The organism is Novosphingobium sp. PY1, from assembly GCF_017312445.1.
In the GTDB taxonomy this organism is placed as follows: domain Bacteria; phylum Pseudomonadota; class Alphaproteobacteria; order Sphingomonadales; family Sphingomonadaceae; genus Novosphingobium.
This window is the reverse complement of sequence record NZ_BLTI01000004.1, coordinates 36,533-51,970: the sequence shown is the minus strand read 5'-3', so window position 1 is coordinate 51,970 and position 15,438 is coordinate 36,533. Positions and strand designations below refer to the sequence as shown.

Genomic DNA, 15,438 nt, shown 5'->3' with positions numbered 1-15,438 from the left:
GGCGATGACGCGGCTCACTCCCACAACGACCACCACGACTACCCGGCTGGCCCGGGCACGGTTGGTCGCGGCCTGAAGACGCGAGCCACCGTCGCCCGGGGGTCCGGGCGGCAGGCGTCACTTCCCGGATCCGAAACGAATTTACCTGACGCCGGACCTTCCGCCGCGCGCAGCCATGTGCCATGGCGCTGCGGCTCAGGAGCGAAAGACGAGATCGATGTCCGAGATGTTCAAGATCAGCCTTCCCGATGGTTCCGTGCGCGAGATGCCGCTCGGGTCGACCCCCGGCGACGTTGCCGCCGCCATCGGCCCCGGCCTCGCCAAGGCCGCGATTGCCGCAAGGATCGACGGTGAGCTGGTCGACCTGACCCGTCCCTTCACCGGCGATGCGACGCTGGCGCTGGTCACCGGCCGCGACGAGGAAGAGGCGCTCGAACTCGCCCGCCACGACTATGCGCACGTGCTGGCCGAGGCGGTGCAGGCGCTCTGGCCCGGCACCCAGATCACTTTCGGCCCCGCGACCGACGACGGCTTCTACTATGACGTGATGGCTCCGGCCTCGCGCGAGCCCTTCGGCATGGACGACCTTCCCGCCATCGAGGAAAAGATGCGCGAGATCATCAAGGCCGACAAGCCGCTGCGCCGCGAAGTCTGGAGCCGCCAGCAGCTGATCGACAAGTGGACCGCCGAGGGCGAGACCTTCAAGGCGCAATGGGCCGGCGAACTGCCCGAGGGCGAGGAACTGACCGTCTACTGGTCCGGCGACGACTGGCTCGACATGTGCCGCGGCCCGCACCTTCCCTCGACCGGCAAGCTCGACCCGCAGGCCTTCAAGCTGATGCGCGTAGCCGGGGCCTACTGGCGCGGCGACCAGAAGAACGCGCAGCTGACCCGCATCTACGGCACCGGCTGGCTCAACAAGAAGCAGCTTAATGCCCACCTTACCCGGCTCGAGGAAGCGGCCAAGCGCGACCACCGCAAGCTCGGCGGCGAGATGGACCTGTTCCACCTCCAGGCCGAAGCGCACGGCTCGGTGTTCTGGCACCCCAAGGGCTATGTGATCTGGCGCGAGCTTGAAGCCTACATGCGCCGCGCCATCGATGGTGCCGGCTACAAGGAGGTCAAGACCCCGCAGGTGATGGACGCCCGCCAGTGGGAGCAGTCCGGCCACTGGGGCAAGTACCGCGAGAACATGTTCGTCATCCCCGACGAGGTTCCCAACGTCGAGGACGAGGGCCCGCTCGTGTCCGACGATGCGGACTGGATGGCGTTGAAGCCGATGAACTGCCCGGCGCACGTCCTGATCTTCCGCCAGGGTATCAAGTCGTACCGCGACCTGCCGCTGCGCATCTACGAGAACGGCTGCTGCCACCGCAACGAGCCGCACGGCGCACTGCACGGACTGATGCGCGTGCGCCAGTTCACCCAGGACGACGCGCATATCTTCTGCCGCGAAGACCAGATCGTCGCCGAAGTGCAGTCTTTCTGCGAACTGGCGGACCGGATCTACAAGGACTTCGGCTTCACGTACTCGATCAAGCTCGCCCTGCGCCCCGAAAAGCGCTTCGGCAGCGACGAGATGTGGGACAAGGCCGAGGCCGAGCTGCGCGACGCGGTCGTGCGCGCAGGGCTTGCGAGCGAGGAATACGGCTGGGAGGAGCTGCCCGGCGAAGGCGCCTTCTACGCACCCAAGCTGGAATGGCACCTCACCGACGCGATCGGCCGTACCTGGCAGGTCGGCACGATCCAGTCGGACCGCGTCCTGCCCGAACGCCTCGATGCAAGCTACATCGCCGAGGACGGCGAAAAGCACCGCCCGGTCATGCTGCACCGCGCGATCTTCGGCTCCTATGAGCGCTTCATCGGCATCCTCATCGAGCACTTCGCCGGCAAGCTGCCGGTCTGGCTCGCGCCGGTGCAGGCCGTCGTCGCGACGATCGTTTCGGATGCCGACGACTATGCGAAGGAAGTCACCGCGAAGCTCAAGGCTGCGGGCGTGCGCGTCGAAACCGACCTGCGCAACGAGAAGATCAACTACAAGGTGCGCGAACACTCGCTCAAGAAGGTCCCGCACCTGCTGGTCGTGGGCAAGCGCGAGGCGGACGAGCAAACCGTCGCCGTGCGTACGCTGGGTGCCGAGCACCAGAAGGTAATGAGCCTCGAGGACGCCATCGCCATGCTCAAGGGCGAAGCGACCGCACCGGACCTTCGCCCTTGATTCAGCGCGAACTCATCGGCACGGCGCAAGTCCCGGGCGGCGAGCTGCTCGAACTGTACCGGCACGACCGCGATTTCATGATCGTGCTCGGCCACAACGAACTGATGAGCACGCGCAAGTGGGGCTCTGAGGAAGCTCTGGCGGTCCAGGCGATCGAGCGCATCGATCACGTCCGCCAGCCGCACCTGCTGATCGGCGGATACGGCATGGGCTTCACCTTGCGCGCCGCGCTCAGGCTGCTGCCCGCCGATGGCCGGGTGACCGTGGTCGAACTCGTGCCCGAGATCATCGAGTGGGCACGCGGTCCGATGGCCGAACTCGCCGCCGGCTGCCTTGACGACCCGCGCGTGAACCTCGTGCAGGCCGACGTCGCGCCGATCATCGCCGGTTCGGAAGGCGAATACGACGCGATCCTGCTCGACGTCGACAACGGCCCTGACGGCCTCGTGCGCGCCGACAACGACGTGATCTACACCTCGTCGGGCCTGCGTGCGGCCAAGGCCGCGCTCGCGCCCGGCGGTGTCCTGGCGATCTGGTCGGCCGGCGCCGACCCCGCCTTTACCCGCCGCCTGCAGAAGGCCCGCTTCGACGTCGACGAAGTCAAGGTCGCCGCGCGCAGCAACGGCAAGGGCGCCAAGCACGTGATCTGGTTCGCCAAGGCCGCCTGAGCGGCCGGACTGCCTACTTCTTCCCGACCGGGATCGACTTCGGCTTCTTCTCGGCCGTGGCCAGCCGCGGCACCGAAACCTTCAGCAGGCCCTTGTCGAGATGCGCGCTCGCCTTGTCGGCATCGGCCTCGAACGGCAGCGCAAGGCGGCGCAGGAAGGTGCCCTGCGTGCGCTCGACGAGATGATAGTGCTTCTTCTCGTCCTTTTCCTCGCGCTCGTCCTTGTGCTCGGCCCGGATGGTCATGACGCCGTCCTCGATGTCGAGTGAGACGTCCTTCTCATCGAAGCCCGGCAGCTCCGCAGTCAGTTCCAGCCCGGCCTCGGTCTCCGCGACATCGACCTTGGGGACGAGAAAGCCAGACTTGCCATTGCCTCTCTCCTTTCTGGTGAGAAACAAGTCCCTCAACGGCTGCCCGATTGCATTGATTGCGGTCAAACGACGCGCAAAAGAAGCCCACCTGCCGTCAATGCCGGCAGGTAATCAGGTCGTCAGAAGGGAAGCGGCGCCTTGGCCAGGATCAGCGCGAGGGCGCAACCGGCGACGATGGCCGTGCGCAGCACTTCCGGGGCGCGGTTCGGGCGCTGGATGGTCCGGGCAAGAGCAATGACTTGAGCCATGCCGCGTAGATTGCGCCGCGGACTCTTACCAATTCGTTAAAATCCACATCAATCGCTTCGTCGCAGCGCGGCGCCGCGCAGCCGGCGACGAAGGGACAATGTCAGGACTGCACAAGTCAGGGACGGGAGGGCATCTGCTGGCTGGAACAGTGGAACGAGCCGCCGCCTGCCAGCACGGCATCGGCAAGGATGCCCACGGTATCGCGATCGGGGAAAAGCTGCGCGATCGCATCGATGCCGTCGTCATCGTGCTCGGTTCCGTAGATCGGCACCACCACCAGCTTCGAGGTTATGGCAAAGTTCATGTAGCTTGCCGGTTCGATCCGCCCGTCGGTTTCGACCCGGCCCGGCGAGGGCACTTCGCGCACTGCTATGCCCATGGCCTCGGCGCGCGCCCTGGCATCGGCATAGATGTGCGCATTGGGATCGTCCGCGCCGGTCGCGCGCGGCAGGGCGAGCACCCCGGGCGCGACGAAGCGCGCGAGGTTGTCGACATGGCCGTCGGTGTGATCGTTGATCAGCCCTTCGCCCAGCCACAGCACGCGGTCGTAGCCGAGGTCGCGCTGGAGCCGGGTTTCGAGGTCGTTGCGGGTCAGCGATGGATTGCGGTTGGGATTGAGCAGGCACTGCTCGGTCGTGGCGACGAGGCCGGTGCCGTCCCCGTCGAGCGCGCCGCCCTCGAGAATCCAGTCCGCCGTCTCGACGGGCAGGCCGGCATCGCGCGCCAGTTCCGCGCCGATTTCCTGATCGCCGTCCATCAGGTACTTGCCGCCCCAGCCGTTGAAGCCGAAGCGCATGGCCTTGCGCTCGCCCGCCTCGTCCATGACTACCAGCGGACCGGTGTCACGCAGCCAGACGTCGCCGTAGCGCCGCATCTCCAGCTTGACGCTTGCAGAGCACAGCGCCGCCGCGCGCGCGGCATTGGCCTCGTCCCGCACGATCAGGCGTACTTCCTGCCCGGAATCGGCCACGGCACTCGCGAAGCGGGCCATCTGCTCCTGCGCGGCGCCCAGGAAGCCCGGCCACTCGACCGGGTCATGGGGAAAGCCGATCCAGATCCAGTCCTGGGGATGCCACTCCGGCGGCAATTGGAACGTCAAGTCAGCAGCCTCCTTCGGGGGCACAGGATTTGTCACGGATGGCGCGGAACTCGTCGCCCTCGCGCCAAGTGGCGCCACCAGTCGCCATCGGCGAGGTCGCGGCCAAGCGCGTAGTAGAGGTCGATGTCCTGGACAATCCCGTTACAGTTTCAGCTGTCCAAATATTCGCCGCTGGATGCGCGGCCTTCGAATTCGTCGAAGGCAAGGGTCTTCACCATTGCCTTCATCGTATCGACCGAAATCTCCGGGCTGGCTGCCGGGGACGTCTCTTCGGGGGGCGGCAGCGCGGTGCCCTTGGGCATGTCCGGCCCCGCATAGGGCGTGCTGCAGGCGCTGAGCGCCAGCGCGGCGAGCATAAAGACTCTCTGCTTCAAGATTGCGACCTCTGGGTGCTTGGGGGGATGGCGAACAAGTGCCAGAACGGCATGGCTTTCACAAGCAGGCGCCTGCGCCATGAACCGATCGGCCATGTCGCGCCCGGCACACTTGCCCTCGGCGCGGTCAGCAGGCAGGGATAGGACATGACAGTCGACTGGACCGGAGCGATCGATCGCGCCCGCGCGCATGCCCCCTACTTGTCCGGGGCCCTCGACCGCTTGCCGGAACTGACCGAAATCCTCGCCTCCGGAGACGGCGCGGGGGCTCTGGCCTGGGCCAAGGCGGCCGGCGATGGCATCGCCGATGTCGGTGTCGCGCTGCGCCGCGAGAAGCAGGCCCTCGCCATCGCCATCGCCATCGGCGATCTTGCCGGAGCATTTCCACTGCTGCAGGTGACGGGCGAATTGTCCGCCTTTGCCGACCGGGCGCTGGATGCGGCGATCGCCGAGGGCATTCGCCGCCGCGCGCCCGACGCGCAGCCGGCCGGGTTCCTCGCGCTGGCGCTGGGCAAACACGGTGCGGGCGAGCTCAATTACAGCTCGGACATCGACCCGATCCTCCTGTTCGATCCCGAACTGCTGCCCCGGCGCGAGCGCGACGAACCGGGCGAGGCGGCCCAGCGCGTCGCCCGCGCAGTGGTCGAAACGCTCGCGAAGGTGACTCAGGACGGTTATGTCTTCCGCGTCGACCTGCGCCTGCGTCCGGCCTCGGAAGTCAGCCCGCTGGCCATCTCCATCGATGCAGCGCTGACCCATTACGAATCCTCGGCGCTGGCATGGGAGCGCGCCGCCTTCATCCGCGCCCGCGCCTGTGCCGGCGACATCGCTGCCGGGGAGGCCTTCCTTGCCGCGATCCGGCCGTTCGTGTGGCGCAAGAGCCTCGACTTCGGGGCCATCGCCGAGATCGGGCGCCTTACGACGCAGATTCGCGCCAATGCCCGCGGCGGGCCAGTGGTCGGGCCCGGTTTCGACCTCAAGAAGGGCCGGGGCGGCATTCGTGAGGTGGAGTTCTACGCCCAGACCCACCAGATGATCCACGGGGGCCGCAATCCGCAACTGCGCCTGCGAGGCACCCGCGAAACGCTGGTCGCGCTGGCCAATGCCGGACTGATTCCGGCCGAAGAAGCGCGAATCCTCGGCGAATGCTACGACCGGCTGCGCACCGTCGAACACCGCCTGCAGATGGTGCTCGACCAGCAAACCCACAGCCTGCCGGTCAAGCCGGAAGCCCTAGACGAAGTGGCCCGGCTCGACGGACTACCGGACGGGCAGGCGCTCATCGCGGAACTGACGCAGATCACCGAGACGGTGGGCGAACGCTATGACGCGCTGATAATGGACAATACGCCCGAAGGCCCTTCGACCAGCGTCTCAGTACCCGAGCAGCGCAGCCTGGTCGAAAGGCTGGAAGAGATGGGCTTCGCCGACCCGGCAGCGCTCGTCGAGCGGATTGCCGGATGGCAGTCGGGCCGGATGCGCGCCTTGCGCAGCGATGCCGCGCGAAATGCCTTCGAGGCGATCCAGGAAGACCTGCTCGCCGCGCTGGCCGCCGCTCCCGAACCCGAACGCGCCCTGCTGCGCTGGGAACAGCTGCTCAACAACCTGCCGACCGCGATCAACCTGTTCCGCCTGCTGGAAGCCCGGCCCGCGCTGCTGCAGCGCCTTGCCCGCATCCTCTCGCTGGCCCCGCCGCTGGCCAATGCCCTGACGCGCCGGGCCGACCTGCTCGATCCACTGATCGATTCCAGTGCCTTCGAACTGCCGGGCGATGTCGAGACGCTGATCGCGCAGTTTTCCCGGTTCGAGCCGGACGACGACTATGAACGGATCCTGGACACCGTGCGACGCAAGGTGGGCGAGAAGCGATTTGCGCTGGGGGTCCAGCTGATCGAAGGGGCAAACGACCCGATCGCGATCGGCCACGGACTTGCCCGGATCGCGGAAGCGGCCATCCATGTCCTCACCCGCGCCGCGATAGAGGAATTCGAGCAGACTCACGGCAAGGTTGCCGGCAGCGAACTGCTCGTCCTCGGCCTGGGCCGCATGGGCGGCGGCGTCCTGACCTACGCCTCCGACCTCGACCTCGTATTCCTGTTCAGCGGCGATTTTTCGCTGGAATCGGACGGGGAGCGGCCGCTTGGCGCGACACGGTACTACAATCGCCTGTGCCAGCGGGTGATCGCCGCGCTTTCCGTGCCGACCGCCGAAGGCGCGCTTTACGAGGTCGACACGCGGCTGCGCCCCTCCGGCGCGCAAGGCCCGCCGGCAGCCAGCCTCGACAGCTTTGCACGCTATCAGGAAGAGCAGGCCTGGACCTGGGAGCACATGGCCCTGTGCCGCGCGCGGGCATTGTTCGGTTCCGCCACAGGGCGCAGCGAAATCGACGCACTTGTCCATGACGTGCTGACACGCCCGCGCGACCCCGAAAAGCTGCGCAGCGACGTGCTGGAAATGCGCGAAACGATGGCCCAGCACAAACCCGGCAAGGGCCCGCTTGACGTCAAGCTGTCACGGGGGGGGCTCGTCGACCTCGAATTCCTCGTCCATTTCACCCAGCTGCGCGAAGGCAAGGGGCTGGTTTCCGACTTGCGCGAGGCCATCGTGCAACTGGCGGACGCAGGCCTGCTGCCGGCGGACCTGATCGCGGCGCACGATGTCCTCACCCGCTTCCTGGTCGCCGCCCGCCTGCTGGCACCGGATTCGCAGGTACCGGTAGAGGCGGCATGCATGGCGCTCGTGCGCGCTTGCGGCTATGGGGCGTGGGACGAACTCGAAATGGCGCTCGGCCAGGCGCGGACGCAAGTCGCACACGCCTGGCAGGCCGCCTTTGGCGAAACACTGGAGACTGACAGATGAGCACCCGCCCCGGCGTCGGCGACGCCTTTCCCGACATCGCCATGGAAACCCCGGATGGCGGCAGCGTGAAAGCCTCGGATTTCGCCGGCCAGAAGCTCGTCGTGTTCTTCTATCCCAAGGACAACACCCCCGGCTGCACGACCGAAAACATCGAGTTCTCGGCGGCCAAGCCCGAATTCGACAAGGCAGGCGTCGCGCTGCTGGGCGTGAGCAAGGACTCGGCCAAGAAGCACCAGAACTTCATCGCCAAGCACGACCTCACCGCCCCCCTGGCAACCGATGCCGAGGAAAACGGCCTGTCCGACGCGCTCGGCATCTGGACCGAAAAGCAGAACTACGGCCGCACCTACATGGGCATGGTCCGCACGACCTACCTCGTCGGCCCGGACGGCAAGATCGCCAGGGTCTGGGACAAGGTGAAGGTCAAGGGCCACGTCGAGGCCGTACTGGAGGCCGCGAAGGCGCTTTAAGTATGTCTGAATCGATTGCACGCGCGATCCGTTCGGCGCTGCTCGAGCGCGATCCGCGCACCAAGGTCATGGCCGCGCGCAAGGTCGCGCGCGACTGGCGCCTTGGCCGCCTCGCCATTGCCTTCGACGTGTCCATGCCCGATGTGCCGGGACGCCCGGATGCGCCCGAACTGCTGCCGCCCAACCGCATGCCCAAGCGCGGCAAGGGCGGATCGCAGCGCGGGCGAATCGCCTTGTGGCACTCGCTCGCCCACATCGAATTCGTCGCCGTCGACCTTGCGCTCGACATCGTCGGGCGCTTCGGCGGCGAGATGGGCGAACCGTTCGTCAGCGACTTCCTGTCCGTCGCCGCCGACGAGGCGATGCACTTTGCGCTCATCGAACGGCACCTGCACACGCTGGGCAGCCACTATGGCGACCTGCCCGCTCACAACGGCCTGTGGGACGCCGCCTACGAGACGCGTCACGACGTCGCCGCAAGGCTGGCGGTCGTGCCGATGGTGCTCGAAGCGCGCGGTCTGGACGTCACGCCGGCAACGCTGGAGCGCGTCCGCAATGCCGGTGACGAGACCGGCGCAAAGATCCTGAGTCGCATACTTGACGACGAGATTCGCCATGTCGGTTTCGGCGCAAAACACTTCGTCGAACGCGCCAAAACGTTAAACGAACCGGTTAACGGATTGTGGAAATCCTTGGTTTCCCGCCACTTTCGAGGGCTGCCAAAGCCTCCGTTCAACGACTCGGCGCGTCTCGCAGCCGGTTTATCGCGCGATCTTTATGCAGGGGTTGCCTGAGCGCGAACGGTAAGCATAACTGCAACTCGCGAGACGGCGGGGGGTTCCGACCATCTCCATTTTAACTTTGACCGGGCCGATTTCGTGGCCTGCGTCAGACAAGAAAAGCGTCGCGTCCAAATATGGATGCCGGCGGACAAAAAGGTATTGCGAGTGGTCGTAACGAAGTCTTTCGCCAAGTTCCGCGCAGTGACCGGTGTCCTGGTTGCAGGCGGTTTTCTCGTCGCGGCGCATCCCGCGATGGCAAACAGCAGTGCAGCTGCAGCCGACATCTCCGCCCCGCTCCGCGCGTCGCAGTCGGCAAGCCAGTCGGTCAGCGGCGGCGAGGACGAACAGTTCCGCCAGCTTTTCAGCTCCTGGCAAAATTACGAGGAAACCGGCCTCGCCGTTTCCAAGGCCAAGCCGTCGGTTGCCAGCGGTGCCAGCATCGCCGCCGTGTCGATCCCTTCGCGCGATCCGCTCGAGCATGACACCATGACCAGCAGCTTCGGCATGCGCGAGCACCCGATCCTCGGTGGCCGCCGCGCTCACAAGGGCGTCGACCTTGCTGCTCCGACCGGCACGCCGATCCACGCCACGGCCGACGGCGTCGTCAGCCGCGCCTCGACTTTCGGCGGTTACGGCCTGTTCGTCTCGATCGAACACGGCGGTGAACTGCAGACCCGCTATGGCCACATGTCGCGCCTGAACGTTGCCGACGGCCAGGTCGTCCACAAGGGCGACGTGATCGGTTACGTCGGCACCACCGGCAATTCGACCGGCCCCCACCTGCACTACGAAGTCCGCGTCGACGGCGTTGCCGTCAACCCGATCCCGTACATGCAGGGCGACCGCATGGCTGCTGCCGCAGCCGAGAGCGACGCCAAGGGCGGTTGATCGGCAAAGGCTTCGCGCTGACCCGCCGCAGCGAAGCAAGCAGGAAGCGCTTACGGGTTTGGAGAGGAGGAGAAGGCGGCCGTCAGGTCGCCTTTTCTGATTCTGGAGTGCCGTTCAGAGCCAGGGGCAAGTCAGGCGAGACGTGCGAAGACCGCCGCGCCGCCGCTTCGCCGGATCGCTCCCTCCCGGGCACGTGCAGCAACCGGCAAGGCCTCGTCGCTGCCGACCAGCGCCGACAGACTGTCGCGCGCCTGCGCCATCGCGCCCTGCTCCAAGCCATAGAACACCAGCTTGGCCTCGCGCCGCGAAGTCACCAGCCCGGCTTGCCTGAGAACGGACAACTGCTGCGAGAGAGTCGGCTGCCCGATCCCGGTCATCGCCTCGATCTCGCCGACATTGCGCTCGCCTTCCGCCACTGCAGCAAGGATGGCGTAGCGCAAGGGATGGGCAATTGCCTTGAGCAGATCGATGGGCGGCTCGCCGGCCATCACTTCCGCTCCTGCAGGAACCAGCCCATCGGATCGTCGGCCGCAAGGACCGAATCGAGCGTGGGCTCAGGCTGCGCAAGGAGTGGCTGGCCCGGCATCCACCCCTCGGGCGGAAGCGCCTGTTCGCGATCCGCGGCCTGGAGAGCGGCGACGATGCGCAGGATCTCCTCCACCGATCGGCCGATTTCCACCGGATAGCAGATCATGGCGCGCACCACTTGCGCCGGATCGATGACGAAGACCGTGCGCACGGCGCCGGCATCGTGCGCGTCCTGCGCCACCATGCCATAGGCCCGGCCGATCACCAGAGTCGGATCCTCGACGATCGGGAAGCGCACTTCCACGCCGTGACGATCGCGAATTGCCCGCACCCAGGCGAAGTGGGCATAAAGACTGTCGACCGACAGCGCCATGAGCGCGCAGTCCATCGCTGCAAAACGATCCGCCGCCCGCGCAAAAGCCACGAATTCCGATGTGCATACCGGGGTGAAATCCGCCGGATGGGAGAAGAACACCAGCCATCGCCCTGCGAAGTCCTTCATCGCAACGGGCCCCGCGGTGGTCCGCGCGGTGAAGTTGGGTACCGTGTCGCCGATACGCAGCGGACAACAGTGCGGACGGGTCTCTTCTTCCATGGGCTGCTCACTATCGTGATTGTCTGCTTGACGCAACTGAATTACATATTTACATAAATTGAAAATCGGAGAATCGCAATGTCTGAAGCCATCCTGTCCAAAGCCACTGCGCAGATCGAAGCCGCGGGAGCCGACCCGGTCCTGCGCCCCGCCATTACCGCCTTCTTCGACGAAGCCACGTTTACGGTGAGCTACGTGGTCGCCGACCCCGCCACTCGGGAAGCTGCGATCATCGACTCCGTGCTCGACTACGAGGCGGCTGCCGGTCGCACCTCGACCGCTTCTGCGGACCGCATCATCGCCCATGTCACTTCTGAAAATCTTAAAGTGACATGGCTTATCGAGACCCACGCCCACGCCGACCACCTTTCCGCCGCGCCCTACCTGCAGGAGAAGCTGGGCGGGAAGCTGGCGATCGGTCGCGAAATCCAGCGGGTGCAGGACGTCTTCGGAAAGCTGTTCAACGCCGGCACCGAATTCGCCCGCGACGGCTCGCAGTTCGATCATCTCTTCGCCGACGGCGAAACCTTCATGGTCGGCTCGATTCCCGCGATCGCGCTGCACGTCCCGGGCCACACCCCTGCGGACATGGCCTATGTCGTAGGCGATGCCGCGTTCGTGGGCGATACCCTGTTCATGCCCGACTACGGCACCGCCCGCGCCGACTTTCCCGGCGGCGATGCGCGCCAGCTCTACCGCTCGATCCGCCGCCTGCTCAGTCTCCCGCGCGAAACGCGGCTGTTCATGTGCCACGACTACAAGGCGCCGGGCCGCGACACCTTCGCCTGGGAAACCACCGTCGAAGAACAGCGCGGCGGCAACGTCCACGTGCACGACGGCGTTAGCGAGGACGAATTCGTCGAGATGCGCACCAGCCGCGACAGCACCCTGGCGGTGCCGAATCTGATCCTGCCCTCGGTGCAGGTGAACATCCGCGGCGGCCACTTCCCGCAGCCGGAAAGCAATGGGGTCAGCTACATCAAGATCCCCATCAACGCGATCTGAGGGCCCGGGACATGCTTTCCGAACTCTTCCCACACGCCCAGCCGCTCCACGGCTTCATCGGCGGCATCCTGATCGGACTGGCCGGAGCGGTCATGCTGCTCGGTGCCGGGCGCATCGCCGGTGTCAGCGGCCTTGCCGCGCGCACGCTCGGCCTCGCTTCGGGGGCGCCGCGCATACTGGCAGCCCTGTTCATCGCCGGCCTGCCGATCGGCGCGCTGATCATGGCCACCGCTCTGGGCGGCATCGAGGCACGCTTCCCGCCATCCTACGCGGTTCTGGCCGTGGCGGGCCTGATCACCGGATTCGGCACGCGGCTTGGCAGCGGCTGCACCAGCGGTCACGGCGTGTGCGGCCTGTCGCGCCTGTCGCCGCGCTCGATCGTGGCGACCGGAAGCTTCATTGCATCGGGCATGGTGACTGTCGCCTTGGTCAATGCCCTCGGTGGAGACTGGTAACATGCGTCACCTCATCGGGCTTCTCTCCGGCATGCTCTTCGGCGCCGGCCTTGCCATCTCCGGCATGATGGACCCATCGCGGGTGCGCGGCTTCCTCGATGTTGCGGGAAACTGGGACCCCACTCTCGCCTTCGTCATGGGCGGCGCGGTACTGGTCATGGCCTTGGCGTGGCTGGTCCAGCGGCGCATGCCCGCGCCTGTTGCCTGCGAGGAATTCTCGCTGCCCGGCACGCGCCTGATCGACGCCAAGCTGATCGGCGGCGCTGCCCTGTTCGGCGTGGGCTGGGGCCTGGGCGGCCTGTGCCCGGGGCCTGCTGTCGCGTCGCTTGTCACCAACCCCGTCCCCGCCGCCGTCTTCGTGCTGGCGATGGTGGCAGGAATGGTCGGCTTCCGCCTCACCGAGAGCGGTTCGAAATAACCCGCCCCCCGGACCTTACGGAGTAATAGCCATGGAAACTCGGCAAATCGCCCCCGGCCTTTCGGTCTGCGGCCAGATCGCGCCCGGCGATCTCGAGGCGCTCGCCGCGCTGGGCTTTCGCGCCATCGTGTGCAATCGTCCCGACGGCGAGGACGCCGACCAGCCGAGTTTCGCCACGCTGGCCGATGCGGCGGGCGCGCAAGGCATTGCCATGCGCTACCTGCCCGTCGGCGGCGGCGCGACGGCCGAAGACCAAGCCGCCGATTTTGCTGCCGCCCTTCGCGAGCTTCCTGCCCCCGTGCTTGCATACTGCCGCACAGGCAACCGCTCCGAACAGGTCGCCAGGGCCGCCTTTGCACGGGCCCCGGCAGCAAAGGCACCGCACTACAAGGTGCTGATCGTCGGTGGGGGCTCTGCAGGGATCGCCACCGCGGCCTCGATTCTCAAGCGCCGCCGCGGGCTCTCCCTTGCGATCGTCGAACCGCGCGAGGATCACTTCTACCAGCCGGGCTGGACCATGGTGGGCGGCGGGGTCTTCCAGCAGCGCGATACCGTGCGCAAGACCGCCGCCATACTGCCGCGCGGGGCGGACTGGATCCGCGATGCCGTATCCTGTTTCGATCCCGATGCCAACGCGGTCAAGCTCGCAGGCGGCATGCGCGTCACGTACGACATCCTCATCGTCGCCATGGGCAATCGCCTCGCCTGGGAAAGGATCGCCGGGCTCGAAGAGACGCTCGGCCGGAACGGTGTGACCTCGAACTACCGCTTCGACCTTGCTCCCTATACCTGGCAGCTCGTCCAGCGGATGCAGCTCGGGCGCGCGCTGTTCACCCAGCCGCCGATGCCGATCAAGTGCGCAGGCGCCCCCCAGAAGGCCATGTACCTGTCGTGCAGCGAATGGGAGAAGCAGGGCCTGCTCGGGAACATCGAGGTCGAATTCCACAATGCCGGCGGCGTTCTGTTCGGCGTGCCCGAATACGTGCCCGCGCTGATGGAGACGGTCCAGCGCTACGGCATCGGCCTGAACTTCGAATCGAACCTCGTCGCCGTCGACGGGCCGAACCGCACCGCGACCTTCCGCACCCCTGACGGCGAAGTCACCCGCGGTTTCGACATGCTCCACGTCGTTCCGCCGCAAGAGGGCAACAGTGTGGTCGCGGCCAGTCCGCTGGCCGACGCGAACGGCTATGCCGAAGTCGACGCCGCGACCTTGCGCCATGTCCGCTTCGCCAATGTCTTCGCGCTGGGTGACGGCTGCAATACCGGCAATGCCAAGACCGCAGCGGCGGCGCGCAAGCAGGCCCCGGTGGTTGCGGTAAACGCCCTTGCCGCGCTCGACGGCCGCGATCCGGTCGCAGCCTACGACGGCTATGGCTCCTGCCCACTCACGGTCGATCGCGGCCACATCGTCCTGGCCGAGTTCACTTACGGCGGGAAAGTCTCACCGACCCTGCCGACCTGGCTGATAGACGGCACGCGGCCCTCGCGCCTCGCCTGGCATCTCAAGGCCGACGCACTGCCGCCGATCTACTGGCACGGCATGCTCAAGGGCCGCGAGTGGCTCGTCCCGCCGGTGCCGCTGCAGTAGCCGAAAGGATCGCAGGCCATGATCGACCCCGTCCAGATCGATACGCTCCACCTCGCGCTCGGCGCTCTTTCGGGCGTTCTCGTCGGCTTCACGCTCGGCCTCGTCGGCGGTGGCGGATCGATCCTCGCGGTGCCGCTGATGGTCTATCTCGTCGGTGTGCAAAGCCCGCATGTGGCAATCGGCACCAGCGCCTTCGCCGTTGCCGTCAACGCCGCCACCGGCCTTGTCCAGCACGCCCGCGCGCACAACGTGAAGTGGCGCTGCGGTGCGGTCTATGCCGCCTCGGGTATCCTCGGCGCCTTCCTCGGCTCGACGCTGGGCAAGGCGATCGACGGGCAGAAACTGCTGTTCCTCTTCGCGCTCGTCATGATCGCGGTCGGCGTGCTGATGATCCGCGGCCGCCGCAACCAGGGGGAACCCGGGGCGCAGTGCAATCGCGAGAATGCCCCCAAGGTCGTCACGTTCGGTCTGGGCACCGGCGTCTTTTCCGGATTCTTCGGGATCGGCGGAGGCTTCCTCATCGTCCCCGGCCTCGTTGCGTCGACTTCGATGCCGATGATCAATGCGGTAGGCACCAGCCTCGTCGCCGTGACGGCCTTCGGCCTCACCACCGCGCTCAACTACGCCGCATCGGGCCTCGTCGACTGGCTGCTGGCAGCCGTGTTCATCGCCGGCGGCATAATCGGCGGCGTCGGGGGGACCATGGCGGCCAGGCGCCTGTCCGGCGCGGGCGCGCTGACCACGGTGTTTGCCGGGCTGATCTTCGTCGTTGCCGCCTACATGCTCTGGAAAAGCGGAACTTCGCTATGAGACGCATTGCCGACAAGGAGCAGAAATGCCTTCAAATCGAGGCTCTTATAGGTCAAGGT

General features: G+C 66.5%; 17 protein-coding genes. 11 read left to right on the top strand and 6 right to left on the bottom strand.

What is annotated here, in order from left to right; genetic code table 11:
* Positions 1-217 precede the first annotated feature (217 nt).
* Positions 218-2,218 carry a threonine--tRNA ligase gene (thrS, locus tag J3474_RS04285; RefSeq protein WP_013831632.1) on the top strand — a complete coding sequence of 667 codons (2,001 nt, stop codon included), beginning with the start codon at positions 218-220 and terminating at the stop codon, positions 2,216-2,218.
* Positions 2,215-2,886 carry a spermidine synthase gene (locus J3474_RS04280; protein ID WP_207093204.1) on the top strand — a complete coding sequence of 224 codons (672 nt, stop codon included), beginning with the start codon at positions 2,215-2,217 and terminating at the stop codon, positions 2,884-2,886. Before thrS ends, J3474_RS04280 begins: the two co-directional genes overlap by 4 nt.
* A gap of 13 nt (positions 2,887-2,899) precedes the next feature.
* Here the strand turns inward: J3474_RS04280 and J3474_RS04275 are convergent, their stop codons facing one another.
* The 4 genes from J3474_RS04275 to J3474_RS04265 all read right to left on the bottom strand — a co-directional run bounded on the left by J3474_RS04275 (position 2,900) and on the right by J3474_RS04265 (position 4,960).
* Complete coding sequence (locus tag J3474_RS04275; protein ID WP_242528187.1) at positions 2,900-3,322, bottom strand: Hsp20/alpha crystallin family protein; 423 nt, start codon at positions 3,320-3,322, stop codon at positions 2,900-2,902.
* 53 nt (positions 3,323-3,375) lie between these two features.
* Positions 3,376-3,504 carry a hypothetical protein gene (locus J3474_RS22870; protein ID WP_255327356.1) on the bottom strand — a complete coding sequence of 43 codons (129 nt, stop codon included), beginning with the start codon at positions 3,502-3,504 and terminating at the stop codon, positions 3,376-3,378.
* A 116-nt stretch (positions 3,505-3,620) separates the two neighbouring features.
* Positions 3,621-4,604 (bottom strand): agmatine deiminase family protein, encoded by a 984-nt coding sequence (locus tag J3474_RS04270; protein ID WP_041558656.1) that lies wholly within the window; start codon positions 4,602-4,604, stop codon positions 3,621-3,623.
* A 149-nt stretch (positions 4,605-4,753) separates the two neighbouring features.
* The gene (locus J3474_RS04265) at positions 4,754-4,960 is read right to left on the bottom strand and encodes a hypothetical protein (protein ID WP_207093203.1); all 207 of its coding nucleotides are present in this window, start codon (positions 4,958-4,960) and stop codon (positions 4,754-4,756) included.
* A gap of 165 nt (positions 4,961-5,125) precedes the next feature.
* On the opposite strand from J3474_RS04265, the gene J3474_RS04260 reads away from it, so the two are divergent.
* From J3474_RS04260 to J3474_RS04245, 4 genes are all read left to right on the top strand, one after another.
* A complete protein-coding gene (locus J3474_RS04260; protein WP_207093202.1) occupies positions 5,126-7,837 on the top strand; it encodes a bifunctional [glutamine synthetase] adenylyltransferase/[glutamine synthetase]-adenylyl-L-tyrosine phosphorylase in 2,712 nt (903 codons plus the stop codon).
* Entirely contained in the window at positions 7,834-8,307 is a 474-nt protein-coding gene (locus tag J3474_RS04255; protein WP_007012781.1) for a peroxiredoxin, read from the top strand. Before J3474_RS04260 ends, J3474_RS04255 begins: the two co-directional genes overlap by 4 nt.
* A gap of 2 nt (positions 8,308-8,309) precedes the next feature.
* On the top strand, positions 8,310-9,101 hold the full coding sequence (locus tag J3474_RS04250) for a ferritin-like domain-containing protein (protein WP_207093201.1): 792 nt from the start codon (positions 8,310-8,312) through the stop codon (positions 9,099-9,101).
* Positions 9,102-9,227: 126 nt separating this feature from the next.
* A complete protein-coding gene (locus J3474_RS04245) occupies positions 9,228-9,977 on the top strand; it encodes a M23 family metallopeptidase (RefSeq protein ID WP_051009991.1) in 750 nt (249 codons plus the stop codon).
* A 131-nt stretch (positions 9,978-10,108) separates the two neighbouring features.
* Here J3474_RS04245 and J3474_RS04240 read toward each other — a convergent pair whose 3' ends face one another.
* Positions 10,109-10,465, bottom strand: a complete 357-nt coding sequence (locus J3474_RS04240) for a helix-turn-helix transcriptional regulator (RefSeq protein WP_207093200.1) — start codon at positions 10,463-10,465, stop codon at positions 10,109-10,111.
* Complete coding sequence (locus tag J3474_RS04235; protein WP_013831624.1) at positions 10,465-11,100, bottom strand: peroxiredoxin; 636 nt, start codon at positions 11,098-11,100, stop codon at positions 10,465-10,467. The genes J3474_RS04240 and J3474_RS04235 overlap by 1 nt, the downstream gene beginning before the upstream one ends.
* Before the next feature lie 78 nt (positions 11,101-11,178).
* Between J3474_RS04235 and J3474_RS04230 the strand changes: the two genes are divergently transcribed.
* The 5 genes from J3474_RS04230 to J3474_RS04210 are packed head-to-tail and all read left to right on the top strand — an operon-like array spanning position 11,179 to position 15,379.
* The gene (locus J3474_RS04230) at positions 11,179-12,105 is read left to right on the top strand and encodes an MBL fold metallo-hydrolase (RefSeq protein WP_207093199.1); all 927 of its coding nucleotides are present in this window, start codon (positions 11,179-11,181) and stop codon (positions 12,103-12,105) included.
* Positions 12,106-12,116: 11 nt separating this feature from the next.
* The gene (locus J3474_RS04225; RefSeq protein WP_207093198.1) at positions 12,117-12,560 is read left to right on the top strand and encodes a YeeE/YedE family protein; all 444 of its coding nucleotides are present in this window, start codon (positions 12,117-12,119) and stop codon (positions 12,558-12,560) included.
* 1 nt (position 12,561) lies between these two features.
* Positions 12,562-12,978, top strand: coding sequence for a DUF6691 family protein (locus J3474_RS04220; RefSeq protein WP_207093197.1), 417 nt, complete (start codon positions 12,562-12,564; stop codon positions 12,976-12,978).
* A gap of 31 nt (positions 12,979-13,009) precedes the next feature.
* Positions 13,010-14,569, top strand: a complete 1,560-nt coding sequence (locus J3474_RS04215; RefSeq protein WP_207093196.1) for a bifunctional protein tyrosine phosphatase family protein/NAD(P)/FAD-dependent oxidoreductase — start codon at positions 13,010-13,012, stop codon at positions 14,567-14,569.
* 18 nt (positions 14,570-14,587) lie between these two features.
* Positions 14,588-15,379 carry a sulfite exporter TauE/SafE family protein gene (locus J3474_RS04210; RefSeq protein WP_207093195.1) on the top strand — a complete coding sequence of 264 codons (792 nt, stop codon included), beginning with the start codon at positions 14,588-14,590 and terminating at the stop codon, positions 15,377-15,379.
* Positions 15,380-15,438: the final 59 nt, after the last annotated feature.